Origin of the sequence: Enterococcus sp. MSG3290 (genome assembly GCF_050555565.1) — a bacterium.
In the GTDB taxonomy this organism is placed as follows: domain Bacteria; phylum Bacillota; class Bacilli; order Lactobacillales; family Enterococcaceae; genus Enterococcus_B; species Enterococcus_B faecium.
The window spans coordinates 418,246-435,000 of sequence record NZ_CP187862.1; the positions used below are offsets into that span (position 1 = coordinate 418,246).

12 protein-coding genes and 2 rRNA genes (1 of these 14 only partly in view) are annotated in these 16,755 nt (G+C 38.1%); 9 read left to right on the forward strand and 5 right to left on the reverse strand.

The genetic code is table 11. The annotated features are described in order from the left end of the window. The first annotated feature begins 136 nt into the window (after nucleotides 1–136). On the forward strand, nucleotides 137–1,765 hold the full coding sequence (gene treC, locus IGL31_RS01945; RefSeq protein ID WP_086299881.1) for an alpha,alpha-phosphotrehalase: 1,629 nt from the start codon (nucleotides 137–139) through the stop codon (nucleotides 1,763–1,765). A 59-nt stretch (nucleotides 1,766–1,824) separates the two neighbouring features. On the opposite strand, the gene IGL31_RS01950 is transcribed toward treC, so the two are convergent. Next, the gene (locus tag IGL31_RS01950) at nucleotides 1,825–3,099 is read right to left on the reverse strand and encodes an AI-2E family transporter (RefSeq protein WP_002298490.1); all 1,275 of its coding nucleotides are present in this window, start codon (nucleotides 3,097–3,099) and stop codon (nucleotides 1,825–1,827) included. Nucleotides 3,100–3,257: 158 nt separating this feature from the next. Here IGL31_RS01950 and IGL31_RS01955 point away from each other — a divergent pair, with 158 nt between their 5' ends. Beyond that, nucleotides 3,258–4,784, forward strand: coding sequence for a zinc ABC transporter substrate-binding protein AdcA (locus IGL31_RS01955; protein WP_002349849.1), 1,527 nt, complete (start codon nucleotides 3,258–3,260; stop codon nucleotides 4,782–4,784). Nucleotides 4,785–4,852: 68 nt separating this feature from the next. On the opposite strand, the gene IGL31_RS01960 is transcribed toward IGL31_RS01955, so the two are convergent. The 3 genes from IGL31_RS01960 to IGL31_RS01970 form a co-directional block, all read right to left on the reverse strand. After that, nucleotides 4,853–5,581 carry a LytR/AlgR family response regulator transcription factor gene (locus IGL31_RS01960; RefSeq protein WP_086299880.1) on the reverse strand — a complete coding sequence of 243 codons (729 nt, stop codon included), beginning with the start codon at nucleotides 5,579–5,581 and terminating at the stop codon, nucleotides 4,853–4,855. Nucleotides 5,582–5,593: 12 nt separating this feature from the next. Continuing rightward, nucleotides 5,594–6,874: a sensor histidine kinase gene (locus IGL31_RS01965; RefSeq protein WP_002319561.1), complete on the reverse strand. Its 1,281-nt coding sequence runs from the start codon at nucleotides 6,872–6,874 to the stop codon at nucleotides 5,594–5,596. A 140-nt stretch (nucleotides 6,875–7,014) separates the two neighbouring features. Beyond that, the gene (locus IGL31_RS01970) at nucleotides 7,015–7,617 is read right to left on the reverse strand and encodes an accessory gene regulator B family protein (protein ID WP_002296063.1); all 603 of its coding nucleotides are present in this window, start codon (nucleotides 7,615–7,617) and stop codon (nucleotides 7,015–7,017) included. A 245-nt stretch (nucleotides 7,618–7,862) separates the two neighbouring features. Between IGL31_RS01970 and IGL31_RS01975 the strand changes: the two genes are divergently transcribed. Together IGL31_RS01975 and IGL31_RS01980 are read left to right on the forward strand one after the other, a co-directional pair. Beyond that, nucleotides 7,863–8,069: a hypothetical protein gene (locus tag IGL31_RS01975; protein ID WP_002286271.1), complete on the forward strand. Its 207-nt coding sequence runs from the start codon at nucleotides 7,863–7,865 to the stop codon at nucleotides 8,067–8,069. Nucleotides 8,070–8,380: 311 nt separating this feature from the next. Next, nucleotides 8,381–9,100, forward strand: coding sequence for a deoxynucleoside kinase (locus IGL31_RS01980; RefSeq protein ID WP_002321450.1), 720 nt, complete (start codon nucleotides 8,381–8,383; stop codon nucleotides 9,098–9,100). Between the two features lie 80 nt (nucleotides 9,101–9,180). Here the strand turns inward: IGL31_RS01980 and IGL31_RS01985 are convergent, their stop codons facing one another. Then, nucleotides 9,181–9,864, reverse strand: a complete 684-nt coding sequence (locus IGL31_RS01985) for a YoaK family protein (protein ID WP_002286265.1) — start codon at nucleotides 9,862–9,864, stop codon at nucleotides 9,181–9,183. A 217-nt stretch (nucleotides 9,865–10,081) separates the two neighbouring features. On the opposite strand from IGL31_RS01985, the gene IGL31_RS01990 reads away from it, so the two are divergent. From IGL31_RS01990 to IGL31_RS02010, 5 genes are all read left to right on the forward strand, one after another. Next, nucleotides 10,082–12,268 (forward strand): ATP-dependent helicase, encoded by a 2,187-nt coding sequence (locus tag IGL31_RS01990; protein WP_002286261.1) that lies wholly within the window; start codon nucleotides 10,082–10,084, stop codon nucleotides 12,266–12,268. 329 nt (nucleotides 12,269–12,597) lie between these two features. Further along, nucleotides 12,598–13,008 carry a Spx/MgsR family RNA polymerase-binding regulatory protein gene (locus tag IGL31_RS01995; RefSeq protein WP_002286258.1) on the forward strand — a complete coding sequence of 137 codons (411 nt, stop codon included), beginning with the start codon at nucleotides 12,598–12,600 and terminating at the stop codon, nucleotides 13,006–13,008. 13 nt (nucleotides 13,009–13,021) lie between these two features. After that, nucleotides 13,022–13,378 (forward strand): Spx/MgsR family RNA polymerase-binding regulatory protein, encoded by a 357-nt coding sequence (locus tag IGL31_RS02000; RefSeq protein WP_002297829.1) that lies wholly within the window; start codon nucleotides 13,022–13,024, stop codon nucleotides 13,376–13,378. 672 nt (nucleotides 13,379–14,050) lie between these two features. Continuing rightward, a 16S ribosomal RNA gene (locus IGL31_RS02005) occupies nucleotides 14,051–15,610 on the forward strand. Between the two features lie 344 nt (nucleotides 15,611–15,954). Further along, nucleotides 15,955–16,755: ribosomal RNA gene (locus tag IGL31_RS02010) — 23S ribosomal RNA — on the forward strand (it continues 2,114 nt past the right edge of the window). Together the 16S and 23S rRNA genes form the textbook arrangement of a ribosomal RNA operon.

The window sequence follows — 16,755 nt, forward strand, 5'->3', positions numbered from 1 at the left end:
TTATTGGGCAACAGACCTCTTAGAATGTATAAAGATAAATTTTACAAACGCTTTCGGTTCAGTTATAATAATAAATGATAACTTGTATATATAAGTTGCGGTAGGTAATAAATCAGTTGAATGGAGGTAAATATCCATGACATTTAAAGACAAAGTCATTTACCAAATCTATCCCAAATCTTACAAAGACAGTAATGGTGATGGAATTGGAGATTTAAAAGGAATCAAAGAAAAACTCCCGTATCTGAATGATCTAGGCATCGACATGATTTGGCTAAACCCTATTTATCCAAGCCCTCAAAAAGACAACGGTTATGATATCTCTGATTACACAGCCATCGATCCTATCTTTGGTACGATGGAGGAATTCGAACAGCTAATAGCCGAAGCAAAGAAATACCGGATAGAAATCATGCTCGATATGGTGCTGAATCACGTTTCGACAGAACATGAATGGTTCAAAAAAGCACTAGCAGGGGACCAGTATTATCAGGACTTCTTCATTTTAAGAGAAGAGCCAACGGATTGGGTATCAAAATTTGGTGGAAGTGCTTGGTCGCCATTTGGAGATACGGGGAAATATTATTTGCACTTATATGATCGGACACAAGCTGACTTGAACTGGCGGAACCAAGCAGTAAGAGAGGAACTATTCAAAGTTGTTCGTTTTTGGATGGAAAAAGGGGTAAAAGGATTCCGTTTCGATGTTATCAATGTTATCGGTAAAGACGAACAATTGAAAAATAATAAAGAAAATGATGGCAAACCTGAATATACGGACAAACCAATCACCCATACGTATCTAAAAGAATTGAACCAAGCAACGTTTGGGACGGATTCCACTATCATCACAGTCGGTGAAATGAGCTCTACGACGATCGAAAATTGTATCTTGTATACAGAACCTAGTAGAGAAGAATTATCAATGGTCTTTAATTTCCATCATTTGAAAGTCGATTATGAAAATGGGAATAAATGGTCTACTCCTCCATTTGATTTTGCAGAATTAAAGCGACTATTTCATACATGGGGAGAAAAGATGAGTGAGGGTAACGGCTGGAATGCTCTATTTTTTAATAATCATGATCAGCCACGTGCGCTCAATCGATTTGTAGCTATCGATCAGTATCGAAAACAAGGAGCAGAGATGCTAGCAACCATGATCCATTTGAACCGTGGGACGCCCTATATTTATATGGGAGAAGAAATCGGCATGATCGACCCAGACTATTCATCGATTTCCGACTATATTGACGTAGAAAGTTTGAATGCTTATAAGTTACTCCTTGAACAAGGATTCACAGAAAAAGAAGCGTTTCGTCGGATCAAAGCAAAATCTCGCGATAACTCTCGAACACCCATGCAATGGTCAGACACAGAACAAGCAGGATTTACTACAGGGAAACCTTGGTTAAAAGTTGGAGGCAAGCTAGAAGAGATTAATGTAGAAAAAGAACTATCTTCTGAAGATTCTATTTTGTCCTATTACAAGAAATTGATTCGGCTGAGAAAAACATATCCAATCGTTGCACAAGGAGATTATCATGCTTATGAAGCAAATCATCCGGAAGTTTATGGCTTTCTTCGCCAATTTGAAGGACAGCAGCTGCTTGTATTAACAAATTTCTATGATAAAGATACAAGGATCACCATCCCAGAAGGATTCACAGAAGCCAATATTCTTATCGATAATTATTCCGATACTGTTCTTCATCAAAGTCTGGAGCTAAAACCATACCAGGCAATTGCTTTGCTGAAAAATTAAAACAAAAACACAAAACGTCGTTCCTACGAGCTATTCTCGTAAGATCGACGTTTTGTGTTTTATTTAAAATAATCTTCTTCAGAAAATGAAGAGTTTTCATACTCTCCTTTATCGCCATAAAATTTATTGTAGCGTTGTTTGAATTTACGGAAAATAAAAGTAACGAGTAATTTGACTAACGTATAGATAGGAATACCAAAAATAACGCCCACAATTCCCATTAGATCACCCATGACAAGTAAAACGATTAAGATCGTAATCGGATGGATCTGTAAACGATCACCCATTACTCGAGGAATCACCAAGTCACCGTGGAGAAGTTGTACGGCAAACCAGACAATGACAAATTTGACAGCCATAAAAGTAGAGTCTTGGAATGCAATGATCAAACCTGGAAAGAAGGCGATAAACGGCCCAATATATGGAATGATACATAACAACCCAGCAGAAATAGCTAAAACACTAGCAAATTCTAATCCGATCAGTAAGAAACAAACCCAGTAGACTGCTCCAAGGATAAATGAAGCAATGATTTGCCCCTTTAGAAATGAACCCAATTGTTGATTAGCAATCTTTGTCAAATTTTTAAAATCTGTACGAAATGCTGGTGGGACAATCGCTAAAACTGACTGATAAAATTTTTGAGGATCTCTCAAAAGGAAAAAAGCGACAATTGGACCAGTAAATAAAGTAATAAAAATAGCTGTAACAGTTGAAAAAATGTTGCTGATCCGTTGTGCGCCACTTTCCCAATAATTTCCAATAAATCCAGCTATATCAGACGTCACGTCGTCAATAGAAGCGAAAAATTGATTAAATGAATCGGCAAAAGGTGTTTTCTCTAAAAATTGTCGGAGACTCTCTTGAAAATCTTGAAACAAATCTGGCAAACTACTGATCAATGTCTTTGCCTGTTCTTCAAGAAAAGGAACAAGCCATACGCTTCCAAGCCCCAATAAAAATAAAATAATCACATAAACGATAATGACTGACAAGTTCCTCGAAAGGTGCTTGCTCAAACGTTTGATGACTGGTTCCAAAAGATAATACAAGATCAGTGCAAACAATAATGGGGGCAAGATAGTAGCGATAATGATTCCGACAGGCTTGAATATAAACGAGATCTGATGGAAAAAATAAATGATCAGCGCAAGTAAGATAACTATTCCTAAAACATAGTAAGAGGTTTTTCCTCCTAAAAAGCGGATCAAACGATTCGTTGTATCTGTTTCTTTTTTCACTCTTTTTCCTCCTTTATCTATAACTTCATTATAGACAAAAGCGGGTATAAAAGGAAAATGATAGAGGTTGATTGCAAAAATATCGTCAATCATTCATATAAACTTTCTCATCAATTAAAATAAGAAAACGCTTGACAGTTCTTTTAACCATATGATAAATTAAATCCTGTTGCTAAAACGTAACTATTACGGTTTGTAAAAGGCGAATCGGAACATTCAAATGAAAGAAGATGAGAAGAGGAGTGTCATAAATGAAACGATTGATAGGTATATTGGCCATGCTGGTTTTAGCAGGTATGTTAACTGCTTGCGGCGGGGCAAGTGGGAAAGCCGAGGACAGTAAAGAAAAATTGAGCGTGATGACGACCTTTTATCCTATGTATGATTTTACAAAAGCAATCGTCGGGGATGAAGGAGAAGTAGAGTTATTGATTCCAGCAGGGACTGATTCCCACGATTATGAACCTTCTGCTAAAGACATGGCAAAGATCCAAGATACAGATATCTTTGTTTATAATGATGAAAACATGGAAACATGGGTCCCCGCAATCCAAAAAACATTACAAGAAGGCAATGTCCATACGATAAAAGCGACAGAAGGTATGCTTTTACTTCCGGGAAGTGAAGAAGGACATGATCATGACCATGAACACGGGGAAGAAGGCCATACACATGAGCTAGACCCACATGTATGGCTAGCTCCAAGTTTAGCAATCAAGCAGGTAGCAAACATACGTGATCAGCTGATTGAAGCTTACCCAGAAAAACAGGAAGTATGGACAAAAAATGCAGCAGCCTATACCGAGAAACTTCAAGCACTCCATCAGCTTTATCAAGAAACCTTTAAGCAAGCAAAACAAAGATCTTTTGTCACGCAACATGCTGCATTCAACTATCTGGCATTAGAATATGGATTGAATCAAGTATCGATTGCTGGTCTTTCTTCTAGTGAAGAACCGTCTGCGGCGAGAATTGCTGAACTGAAACACTTTGTTAAAGAACATGGAATCAACTATATTTATTTTGAAGAAAACGCCAAAGATAGTATTGCCAGAACGTTAGCAAACGAAGCAGGTGTATCTTTAGAAGTATTGAATCCTTTGGAAGGATTGACGAATGAACAAATAGAAAATGGAGAAAACTATCTTTCTATCATGGAAGCAAACCTCGAAGCGTTGAAAAAAACGACAGAGACAGAAAACCCGCTAGAAGATACTTTGACCCCCAAAAAAGAAAAGAGCGTCTACAACGGTTATTTTGAAGACGAGGATGTACAAGATCGCTCTCTTTCAGATTGGGCAGGAACTTGGCAAACAGTAGATACGTATGTAGAAGATGGGACTTTTGATCCTGTTTTTGAATATAAAGAAAAATTGAATCAGGATAAGACAGCACAAGAATATAAAGAATATTATACGAAGGGCTATCAAACAGATATTGCTTCAATCAAGATCAGTGAGAAAGAGATGGCATTTACGTTTAAGGATGGAACAACGAAACGTTCAAATTATCGTTATGTAGGGAAAGAAATCTTGACCTACGAGGCAGGAAACCGTGGCGTAAGGTATCTATTCGAAGCAGAAGATAAGGAAAGTGGCGCTTTTAGATATATTCAATTCAGTGATCACACGATTGCACCGGCTGACTCCGAACATTTTCATTTATATGCAGGAAATGAAAGTCAAGAAGCATTGCTGAAAGAAATGGAGAATTGGCCAACATTTTATCCAGATACAATGGATGGACGTGAAATTGCACAGGAAATGCTTTTGCACTGATAGGCAAAAAAGAACCGAATAGTTTGGATCGGCTGGTCATTTAGTCGGTCCAAACTATTCGGTTCTTTTTATGAAATCAATTTCTTTAATCCACGGATAGAGGCTGGGATAGTCTCGCCGTTTGCCAACGTGACTTCTCTGGTTTTTTTATTAATCGACCGCACATTTTGTGTATTGATAACATAGGATTTATGACAACGGATAAAATTCCGATGCATTTTCTCGATTTCTTTGATCTTCTCATAGAATTGTAATTGGGCATGAGTCAAATGGACTTCCAGTTTATGTGGTGCTCCTAGCGAAGTAGAAAAATATTGGATGTCTTTGATCGGTAAAAATTTGATCTCATCATTAAACTCTATTTTGAAGATATCTTTTTGGATTTGGGACATTTGAAAATCTTCGAAAATTTTGCTCAGGATATGCTCGACATTTTCTTTTAAATCATAAAGATCTTCTTTGACGATATAATCAGTCGGTTCAATGTTGCTTTTTAAGATTTTCATCGACATTTCCGTATGGGAAGTCACATAGATTATTTTTCCTAAAGGATCTAATTCACGGATCAATTTACCGATCGCTACACCATCCATTTCACTGTCTTCTAGTTCGATATCTAAAAAGTAAATACCAAAAGAAGAAGTTCTGATCTTGGCTGCATTGAGAAGTTCTTTCGGATCAGAGGTAGAAATATGGACATAACTGTCTAAGTTTTCAATCATGATTCTATTTTTGATCACCGTTGATAAAACTTCTAATTGTTTTGGATCGTCTTCACAAATATAAATGGGAATCATATCATTACTCCTTTATTTTATTTGTATATAAATCGTTTGAGAAAAACGCTGGTTTTCAATTGATGTTTCAAGGAAAAGATAAGGATTGGTCTTTGTCAATTCATCCAAGATAAACAAGCCAAGGCCTTCGTTTTTTGGATTTGTTTTTGTTGAGAACCCTTTTTGTTTCAACTGGTTTAACGGTAATGTATTTGTTGTTGTATTGATCACACGAATCATCACGGAATGATTCTTCTTGAGTATGGTCAATTCGATTTTTTTCTTCTTTGCAGCACTAGCTCCTTCAATCGCATTGTCCAAGATAATACCAAGCATACGTACAAGGTTTACCGTATGTTTCGTATCCAGTTCGATTGGCTCAGGAAAATGAAGCTGGACGATCAACCCTTTTTCCTGTGCCATCATGAGTTTTAATGACAGTAAACTACGGATCTCAGGAACTTTCATATTATCCAACATACTTAGATTGGCCGGAAAAAGGTTCATCATCTGGCGTGTAGGTAATATCGTTTGATCATAATAAGACCGTAATCCTTCTAAGTCGCCTTCTGAAATATAGCTGTGAAGAGAAAAAAGCAGATTTTGGTAATCATGTTTGAATTCTCTCAAGTCTTGATAGTTTTTTTCTAGATCTTTGATATAATCCTGTTGCATCCTGACTTGTTGCTCTAATAACTGATCAGCTAATTTCTTATTAGAGATTTTCCAATAATAAACCAAGATGATCAGGCCAACACACAGATATAGAATGAAAAAACTCGTATTCAAAGCTAAGACATCAGGTGTTTCACCAGAAAAACGGGTATAAAAAATAATGATATAGTATGTAAATAATATCAATGTCCCGATCGTACCGATCATACGGCGGTCCACAGTGTGAAACCAAGTCTCTAACGATTTTTTAAAACAAAAAGCTAATAAAGCAGATAAAAAAGCGGATAAGGCAATGTGAAAATACTGCAATGAATCTCCTGGTTCAATAACCGAAGATTTCAAAACAAAAAAATCGCCGATGCTTGTTAAGTGATCTCCTAAAAGCGACGTCAATAACCCAAAAGGAAGCGCGTAAACCAATTGTTGACGCGAAGTCGAAAAGAAGAAAAAAGTAAGCATCAGCATTCCTATAGCAATTAGAGCAGTAAAAATCCCTAAAATCGAATAGACCCATCCAATCAAAATACAAGAAATCAGAATGACTCCCGCAAACAGATATTTGTATCGGATGTGATGGTCAATCAATAAGATACAAATTGTGTAAATCAAATATTGCAACGCTATGGACCATAAAAACATAAAGTACAGCTCCCATTGATTTTTACCAAATTATAGCACAATTAGCGTATTATTTTTTTAATTTTTCAGGGATTTTGAATTCAGAACTCATACCAAAGCAGCAGCCAGATACAAAAAAGTCAGATAAGTTAGTTAATTGTTTAATGATTGTTTTTTTCATGAAAGATTCCTCCAAAATTCATCAAGTAGTTTGTAATAGGAAGCAACGTAGCTATTTCTAAAACAATCCCAAGTAGCAAATAGGTAGAAAAGTAAGAAGCTGAGAAAAATAAAGTAATGAGAGAAAAAATTAGAAACATGCTGATCGCCTTCTTTAATAATGGGGGACGTTTCTCGGGTTCAATGGGATTGATTGCTGTACCTCTTGATCCATAGCGAAGCAGTAACAAAAAGCAGCTGATTAACAAAAAGACCATCATTGGGAAGGAGATAGTCAATTGCAGATGTTTCATCACCAAGGGAACGCCCCATAAATAAAGTAGTGTCCACAGCAGACAAACGAATTCAGAGTCGGAATGCAATCCATAAGCATATCTGCGGATGCATATATAAGAAAGAAAGGTGATTCCTGTTTCCGCCCATGAGCCTGTCACCAGAGAAAAGACTAGAACGACCGCTAGTTTTCCAAGATTATTCAATAAAACTTCTAAGGCAAATTTTACTTGGACATACACCATATCTTCTTCCGATTTGTCTCCGCTGAATAAGGCTTCTAATAATTTGTTCACAACTTTATCTTTCATCTCATACGTACCTCCACCACAAATTTTATGCTAAAAAAAATAAAAAACGTCTTTTGTTTCATAAAAAGTGGTTTTGACATCAAAACCGTCATGATTTTCTAAAAAAATCTTCGTTTTCCAAGAACCTTACCAAAAAAAGTGACAGTTTTGATACGAAAAGTACTTTTTATGACAAGTTTGTGCTTTTTCGAGTGATTTATGTTAAAAAAATTACTGACCTTATAAAAGGTGATGGAGGGATTCTTATGGAAAATGAACAATTGTTTGAAGTCGGCGAAACATATGCATTTAAATCTGATTTATTTGAATCACCAATAAAAGGAAAAATAGAAAAAATCTATGAAAATAGTGTGATGATACGTGTCATGAAATGCGCAGTAGAAGACAATGATACCGCTCATAATCTGCACTGGCAGTTAGTTGTACGCAAATCAAGTACAATAGAAGAATAAAAACAGATAAAATGTTGAGAGCATAAAGAGGTTGTGAGTCTCCCGTTTAGCTCTGAGTTACAAGGAATAATGTTAAAAAACAGCTTTTCATGTTTTATGAATATTGCCTTGTGACCGAGGTGTTGGCAGGAGAATACTGTTTATTTGAAAAAAGGGCTGCGGCAAGACTTTTGTCACAGCCTTTATTTTCATGAATAGGAGTTACTTTTGGTTACTTTTAGAGAAGTAGCTTTTAAGGAGCAGATAAAGTCAAGGCTTTTATTTCTATAAATGAAGTAGTAAAATGAAGAACAGATTTTATTACAGGAAGGATGCCGATAATTGTGATCATTGTTGCAGGAACGATCGGTGCAGGGAAAAGCACACTGACTGAAATGCTTGCCCAAGATTTAGAAACAAAACCTTTTTATGAGAACGTGGAAGATAATGAAGTATTGCCACTATTTTATTCTAATCCAGAAAAGTATACTTTTTTATTACAGATTTTCTTTTTGAACAAACGCTTTTTGGCAATCAAAGATGCTTTCAGCCATGATGACAACGTACTAGACCGCTCCATCTACGAAGATAGTATGCTGTTTCATTTGAATGCAGATTTAGGGCGTGTTTCTGAAGTAGAAGTAAAGCAGTATGAAGGTCTTTTAGAAACGATGCTGAAGGAGTTAGAAGAAATTTCGCCACAAAAGAAACCAGATCTACTGGTTTATATTCGTGTATCCTTTGAAACTATGTTAGCGAGAATCAAAAAAAGAGGCCGGGAATATGAACAGCTAGAACAAGATCCTGAACTCTATTCCTACTATAAAGAACTCAATCGACGATACGAAGAGTGGTATGAACAGTTTGATATATGTCCCAAAATAGTGATCGATGGGGACAAATATGATTTCGTAGCCGATCCGGCATGTGGAGAACAAATCGTACAAGAAATCAAGATGCGGGCAAAGAAAATGACAGAAGAGGCAGATGCCCAGTCGATCCGCTACACTACAAATAACCCGAAAGCAAAGGGAATCTTTACAACTAAATAATATAAAAACTAAGCAAATTGCTCACTCGCAGATATTTCTCTGTGAGCAGCATCTTGCTTAGTTTTTTTGATTCATTGAGATCAAATAGTGAACCGATTCGTATGATAAAATTGCCATAAATGAAATGTCTGAGTGAGGGCCATGATCAAAAATAAAATGGAAACGATCAAAATCGAATGGGCGCCAAACAGATGATGACAGAAAACAAGGACAATAGCTCCTGCGATAAAGGCAAGAACGACACTTAGATAGTGGAAAAATCGATCAAAATCTGCTTTTTCTTTAGAAATACAATAATCATATAAGTTCGTTGCTACCCCTTTTAAATTTCCAGTTGTAAATAAATTAGTGTAGGCACGCCCGTTGATTTTATCAAAAGCTACCCACTGGATCGATGCAGTAAAAGCAATCAAAATCGTTACTAATGCGGGATGCTCATGGACGGGTGTCAAACTAACAAAGAAAAAAATCACTGCTTCATAATATAGAACAAACAAGCGCCAGAAATGTTTTTCTTTTTTTCTAAAATAATCAATTAGATACTTTGTTAGAAGAATCCCTAAGAAAAAGAAAAGGGTAGACAATACTTTTTTACCAACACTTAGCCATTCTCCGTCAAATGCTTGGATGATCGATAGAATGATATTGCCAGTTTGAGCAGAGGCAAAAGCACCATATTGGATATAAGTATAACTGTCCATGGCTCCTCCGATAAATGTCAGCAAAAGTCCTATTGTACGCCCCTCGTGAAAGGAAGTCTGCATTTTTTTCATCACCTTTTATGAATATTTTTGTCTTCCTTATCTTAGCATAAACGATTGAAAAAAAGGAAAAATTTTCAGAAAACTAAAATCATATCGCTTCCCATTTTCATTTTTAGAAAGGTCTGTTAGTATAAAGAAAAAATAGACAACGAAACTTTAAATAACCAACTTGAAATAAACAAATTCAAAGAAGAAAGATGGGAAGGAAATCAATCAGTTGAATGAAAAAGAAATTCTCCGATTACAAAAAGAATTGAAACGCTGGGAGAACAAGTATAAAAAGCTTCAACAAGTCTTTCGGCTACAAGAAGAAATCATTGCTACCTATGAAGCGGCTTATGGCGAAGCACCCGGACTTATTGAGGAAGAAGTACAAGTAAAAGAAAGTGAAGGAAACAGCTCTTTCTTTAAAATGATGGAGAAACGTTCCTATAATCGCTTCAATCAAGAACAAAAAGCAGCTATCACATATGATATGAAGAAACATCTTCGAATCATAGCAGGAGCTGGGAGCGGCAAAACGCAAACAATCTGTGCAAAAGCTGTTTATCTGATGACGCAAAAACAAGTAGACGAAGAACGCATACTAATGATCACTTTTACAAGGAACGCTGCAAATGAACTAAAAAAACGAGTAGATAATTTCAGCCAGAGAAAAACCGCTGTCCATATCGGAACATTCCATAGTATCTTTTTTAGGATATACAATGAAATTTGTCGAAAATTTCCTGAAGTAGCAATGCAAGGAATACAAGGAGACTTTTCAAAGGATACTGCACAAAAAGTGAATGCTGTTTTGCAACAGCTGATACGTAAATATAATCTTTATATATTTGATCAATATGGAGAAAAAACGATTGCTTCTCGGTTAGACTATTGGCAGAATATGAACCTTTCAGTAGAAGAAATGGTTCAGTTAGTTAAAGAAAAATATGATTCCATTGATAAGAATGCACGACAGCCGATATCAGAACGACTGTATGGATTGCTCACGGAACTCCAAGAACAAAAAAGAAGCCAGCAATTGCTAGAGTTCAATGATGTACTCCAAAATCTGAAAAGCGCTTTGGAGAATGAGGAGATCCAGCATTATATCGGCCAAAAATATGATTATCTATTCATTGATGAATTTCAAGATACTAATCCACTTCAATGGGAAATCGTGAAACGGATGACAAAGGAAAACAGGATCAAGTTGATTGTTGTTGGAGATGATGATCAGAGTATCTATGGATTCAGAGGATCAGAGCCAGCATACATCAAGAACTTTGAAAAAGAATATCCTACCAAAACTCTTTTCTTATTAACTAATTATCGTTCTCGGGCAGCTATTGTCCAAGGAGCAAATAGATTGATCAGCTATAATAAAAATGATCGGATACCAAAGGCGATGATTCCAGCACAAAAAGAAGCAGGTGTTATGGAAGCCTATTTGTTTTCTGATACTAAAGCAGAAAGTCAGTGGCTAATCAAACAAATTCAGACATTTATTCAAAAAAATGGGAAATATAAGGAATCAATCATATTATACCGATCAGCTTCACAAACGCAGCAGCTTGTCCAATCTCTGCTGAAAACGAATATTCCTTTTGTACTGGAAGCAGATAGTCCATATGAAGGTATCTTTGGTATCAAGTCTTTCCAACATTTCTATCAAAAAATTGTTCATTGGCAAACAGCACTGAATCTGCAAAAGAAAAATCAGGCCTACCAGCAATTGCTCCGGCAGCTGATGGCAGACTGCTACCTGAAAAAAAGTGAATGCGATCAATACTTTTCTCCTAAATATCAAAATATAGCCGTTGCAGATTATATTTTGTCGATAAGCCCCAATTTAAAATCGAAATCTGCAGAAATCCGAGAGTTTGAGGAAGCGTTGCGTAAAACAGACCAGCATCAAGAAATCTATTCGCTTGTTCAAAGCTATCTTCATCTGCCACGTATAGCTAAGGAAATCGACCAGAGTGATCAAGAATGGATACGAGAAGAAGTAAAGCAGCATGCTACTTTCAGAAGACTCCAAGCCTTATCGCAAGAAACCCAAGCGACAGCTAAAGAATTAAAAACCCGCTTGATTGCTTACAGACAAGGAAAACTTGATGCACTATGTATCCAGAGCATTCACAAAAGTAAAGGTCTTAGTTACCGAAATGTCTTTTTGATTGGTTGTAACGAAGGAAGTTTGCCTTATAACGGAGCGACAGAAAAGAAAGTAATCGACTTTAATGAAATAAAAGCAGAACCAGTGACGACGATAGAAGAAGAACGAAGACTATTTTATGTTGCGATGACTAGAGCAAGAAATCGTCTGTATCTATGTGTACCTCAAATGAAAAATTCAAGAAAATTGAAAGTATCGAGATTTATCAAAGAAACCGGGAGTCGTGTGAAAAAAGGAAAGTGATAGAAGTGGTCAGTTTCAAGAAAGAAGAAGGAATGTACGAAAATTGCTTCTCAAATTTTTGTGAAATTTCAGCTTATTTTCGAAGAAGCTATTTCTGGAACACAGTTTATTCGGAAAAAGGAGGTGTGACAAGAATTTTGTCACACCTCCCTTATTTATTTTGAAAATGAGAATACTATTATCAAAATAGAGAATATATAGAATAATTCTCATTATTCAAACGTAAATAATCAGTTATTTTGATTTTTTTTTATATTTTATTAGCTAATAATTGGTATTTTAAAAGAAATTACTGTAGAATTGGATTATAATTAAAAAGGAGTGAGAAAATGATAAAAGTATATACTTCGCCTAGCTGTACTTCCTGTAGAAAAGCAAGAGCATGGTTGCAAGCGAATCAACTTGAATTTGAAGAGAAGAATATTTTTGCCGAACCGTTAACAGAAAGTGAGATCAAAAAGATCTTGGCAGCGACTGAAGGAGGAGTTCAAGATATTATTTCCACTCGGTCGAAAATTTACGAAAAGCTGGGCATAGATTTTAACGAATTAACTTTAAAGCAAATGATCGTCTTATTCAAAGAATATCCTTCATTATTGAGACGACCTATTTTGATTGATGAAAAAAGAATACTAATCGGATTTAATGAAGATGAGATCCGGTCATTTGTCCCTCGTGAAATTCGATGTGTTGCCAGAAATCTGATCTATTTACAAAACAATAACATCTTAAATTCATAGGGAGGGAGCCTTCGTGGAAGTGAAAGTCTATGGATCAGCGCACTGTGTAACAAGTCTGAAGGCGAAACAATGGTTAGAACACCATCAATTGCCTTATCAATTTGTTGACTTAGAAGAACGCGATCTAAGTACAGAAGAAGCAGAAGAATTATGCAGTTTTGAAGAAGTGCAAGCAGAACAGCTATTTGCGACTTGGTCTGAGGCTTTTCACAACATTGCGATTGACCTTTCCTGTGTAGAAAAAAAACAACTGATTTTTTTATGCACACAACATACCAACCTCCTCAGACGTCCTTTGATTATTATCGATGAAGTTCTATTTATTGGATACAATGAGCAGTTGATGGAACAGCTTATCTTAAATAAATAGACTTTAACTGTTTTAATCAAGTCACTGAGCATTCCATACAGTTGTAACAGTCGAACACTTAGCATCAAGCGTGTTATGTGTTCTTTTTTTGTCTTTATTTTTCTACTATAGAGACATGCTCAATTTATGTGGTCAAAATTCAAATCTAGGTGGGGATATAGAGTTAAAAATATATTGACATGTGTAAATTTACATGATATATTCATTTCTGTTGTTTTAAGTAGCAAAGCAATAAAATAGTATTTTAAAAAACATATAAAATAGTTGTTGACATGTTAGAAATGACATGATAAGATAACTGAGTCGTTAAAAAAAGGACCGCTTGCGAAGCTTGATTCTATCGAAAAAAACTTCAAAAAAGTTCTTGACAAATAACAAATGATAAGTTATGATAAATGGGTTGCTGTAAGATTTCGAAAAACGAAATCAAAAAAACTTTTAAAAAAGAGTTGACAATTACTTGTCTCTCTGATATGATATAAAAGTTGCTACGGCAGCCAAAAACGAATCGGGAAACACTCCTGATGAAGTAGACCTTTGAAAACTGAACAAAGTAAGACAAACCAAATGTGTAGGGCGTCTTGATTCAATTCAAGACAACAAACATTTTTAACAAGCAAGCAATATGCTAGCAAACAAATTGAGCTTAACAATCGCAAGATTGTTCGAACTTTTTATGAGAGTTTGATCCTGGCTCAGGACGAACGCTGGCGGCGTGCCTAATACATGCAAGTCGAACGCTTCTTTTTCCACCGGAGCTTGCTCCACCGGAAAAAGAAGAGTGGCGAACGGGTGAGTAACACGTGGGTAACCTGCCCATCAGAAGGGGATAACACTTGGAAACAGGTGCTAATACCGTATAACAATCGAAACCGCATGGTTTTGATTTGAAAGGCGCTTTCGGGTGTCGCTGATGGATGGACCCGCGGTGCATTAGCTAGTTGGTGAGGTAACGGCTCACCAAGGCCACGATGCATAGCCGACCTGAGAGGGTGATCGGCCACATTGGGACTGAGACACGGCCCAAACTCCTACGGGAGGCAGCAGTAGGGAATCTTCGGCAATGGACGAAAGTCTGACCGAGCAACGCCGCGTGAGTGAAGAAGGTTTTCGGATCGTAAAACTCTGTTGTTAGAGAAGAACAAGGATGAGAGTAACTGTTCATCCCTTGACGGTATCTAACCAGAAAGCCACGGCTAACTACGTGCCAGCAGCCGCGGTAATACGTAGGTGGCAAGCGTTGTCCGGATTTATTGGGCGTAAAGCGAGCGCAGGCGGTTTCTTAAGTCTGATGTGAAAGCCCCCGGCTCAACCGGGGAGGGTCATTGGAAACTGGGAGACTTGAGTGCAGAAGAGGAGAGTGGAATTCCATGTGTAGCGGTGAAATGCGTAGATATATGGAGGAACACCAGTGGCGAAGGCGGCTCTCTGGTCTGTAACTGACGCTGAGGCTCGAAAGCGTGGGGAGCAAACAGGATTAGATACCCTGGTAGTCCACGCCGTAAACGATGAGTGCTAAGTGTTGGAGGGTTTCCGCCCTTCAGTGCTGCAGCTAACGCATTAAGCACTCCGCCTGGGGAGTACGACCGCAAGGTTGAAACTCAAAGGAATTGACGGGGGCCCGCACAAGCGGTGGAGCATGTGGTTTAATTCGAAGCAACGCGAAGAACCTTACCAGGTCTTGACATCCTTTGACCACTCTAGAGATAGAGCTTCCCCTTCGGGGGCAAAGTGACAGGTGGTGCATGGTTGTCGTCAGCTCGTGTCGTGAGATGTTGGGTTAAGTCCCGCAACGAGCGCAACCCTTATTGTTAGTTGCCATCATTCAGTTGGGCACTCTAGCAAGACTGCCGGTGACAAACCGGAGGAAGGTGGGGATGACGTCAAATCATCATGCCCCTTATGACCTGGGCTACACACGTGCTACAATGGGAAGTACAACGAGTTGCGAAGTCGCGAGGCTAAGCTAATCTCTTAAAGCTTCTCTCAGTTCGGATTGCAGGCTGCAACTCGCCTGCATGAAGCCGGAATCGCTAGTAATCGCGGATCAGCACGCCGCGGTGAATACGTTCCCGGGCCTTGTACACACCGCCCGTCACACCACGAGAGTTTGTAACACCCGAAGTCGGTGAGGTAACCTTTTGGAGCCAGCCGCCTAAGGTGGGATAGATGATTGGGGTGAAGTCGTAACAAGGTAGCCGTATCGGAAGGTGCGGCTGGATCACCTCCTTTCTAAGGAATATTACGGAGACTACACAATTTGTTTTTACTTTGTTCAGTTTTGAGAGGTTTACTCTCAAACACTTTTGTTCATTGAAAACTGGATATTTGAAGTAAATGTAAGTAATACAAACCGAGAACACCGCGTTGAATTTGAAAGCTGAACAAATTGTTTAGCCTGAAGCAAAATAGGCGGACGGCCATAAAATCTTTGATTTTATGAGACGATCGATCTTTTTACCGTACAGGCTGATTTGTGAGCTGGATAGAGTTTTTTAATAAGTTCAATTGCTTATTTTCTTGATCTAACTTCTATCGCTAGAAGAAGGATCAAAACCCAACCGTAAGGTTGATAAGGTTAAGTGAATAAGGGCGCACGGTGGATGCCTTGGCACTAGGAGCCGATGAAGGACGGGACTAACACCGATATGCTTTGGGGAGCTGTACGTAAGCTATGATCCAGAGATTTCCGAATGGGGGAACCCAACATCTTTAATAGGATGTTACGATTGTGTGAATACATAGCACATTCGAGGTAGACGCAGAGAACTGAAACATCTAAGTACCTGCAGGAAGAGAAAGAAAATTCGATTCCCTGAGTAGCGGCGAGCGAAACGGGAAAAGCCCAAACCAGCAAGCTTGCTTGTTGGGGTTGTAGGACTCCAATATGGTAGTTCTTTCAGATAGTCGAATGACTTGGAAAAGTCAGTCAAAGAGGGTAAAAACCCCGTAGACGAAATGTGGAAGACACCTAGGAGGATCCTGAGTACGGCGGAACACGAGAAATTCCGTCGGAATCCGGGAGGACCATCTCCCAAGGCTAAATACTCCCTAGTGACCGATAGTGAACCAGTACCGTGAGGGAAAGGTGAAAAGCACCCCGGAAGGGGAGTGAAATAGAACCTGAAACCGTGTGCCTACAACAAGTCAAAGCCCGTTAATGGGTGATGGCGTGCCTTTTGTAGAATGAACCGGCGAGTTACGATTGCATGCGAGGTTAAGTTGAAGAGACGGAGCCGCAGCGAAAGCGAGTCTGAATAGGGCGTTTGAGTATGTAGTCGTAGACCCGAAACCATGTGATCTACCCATGTCCAGGTTGAAGGTGCGGTAAAACGCACTGGAGGACCGAACCCACGTACGTTGAAAAGTGCGGGGAT

Bases quoted from the DNA above. Each gene is read 5' to 3' on its own strand.
- IGL31_RS01955 (WP_002349849.1), top strand. From the start codon at position 3,258: ATGAAACGATTGATAGGTATATTGGCCATGCTGGTTTTAGCAGGTATG.
- IGL31_RS01995 (WP_002286258.1), top strand. From the start codon at position 12,598: ATGATAAAAGTATATACTTCGCCTAGCTGTACTTCCTGTAGAAAAGCA.
- treC (WP_086299881.1), top strand. From the start codon at position 137: ATGACATTTAAAGACAAAGTCATTTACCAAATCTATCCCAAATCTTAC.
- IGL31_RS01970 (WP_002296063.1), bottom strand. From the start codon at position 7,617: ATGAAAGATAAAGTTGTGAACAAATTATTAGAAGCCTTATTCAGCGGA.
- IGL31_RS01980 (WP_002321450.1), top strand. From the start codon at position 8,381: ATGCCGATAATTGTGATCATTGTTGCAGGAACGATCGGTGCAGGGAAA.
- IGL31_RS01965 (WP_002319561.1), bottom strand. From the start codon at position 6,874: ATGTTTTTATGGTCCATAGCGTTGCAATATTTGATTTACACAATTTGT.
- IGL31_RS01950 (WP_002298490.1), bottom strand. From the start codon at position 3,099: ATGATTGACGATATTTTTGCAATCAACCTCTATCATTTTCCTTTTATA.
- IGL31_RS01960 (WP_086299880.1), bottom strand. From the start codon at position 5,581: ATGATTCCCATTTATATTTGTGAAGACGATCCAAAACAATTAGAAGTT.
- IGL31_RS01985 (WP_002286265.1), bottom strand. From the start codon at position 9,864: ATGCAGACTTCCTTTCACGAGGGGCGTACAATAGGACTTTTGCTGACA.
- IGL31_RS01975 (WP_002286271.1), top strand. From the start codon at position 7,863: ATGGAAAATGAACAATTGTTTGAAGTCGGCGAAACATATGCATTTAAA.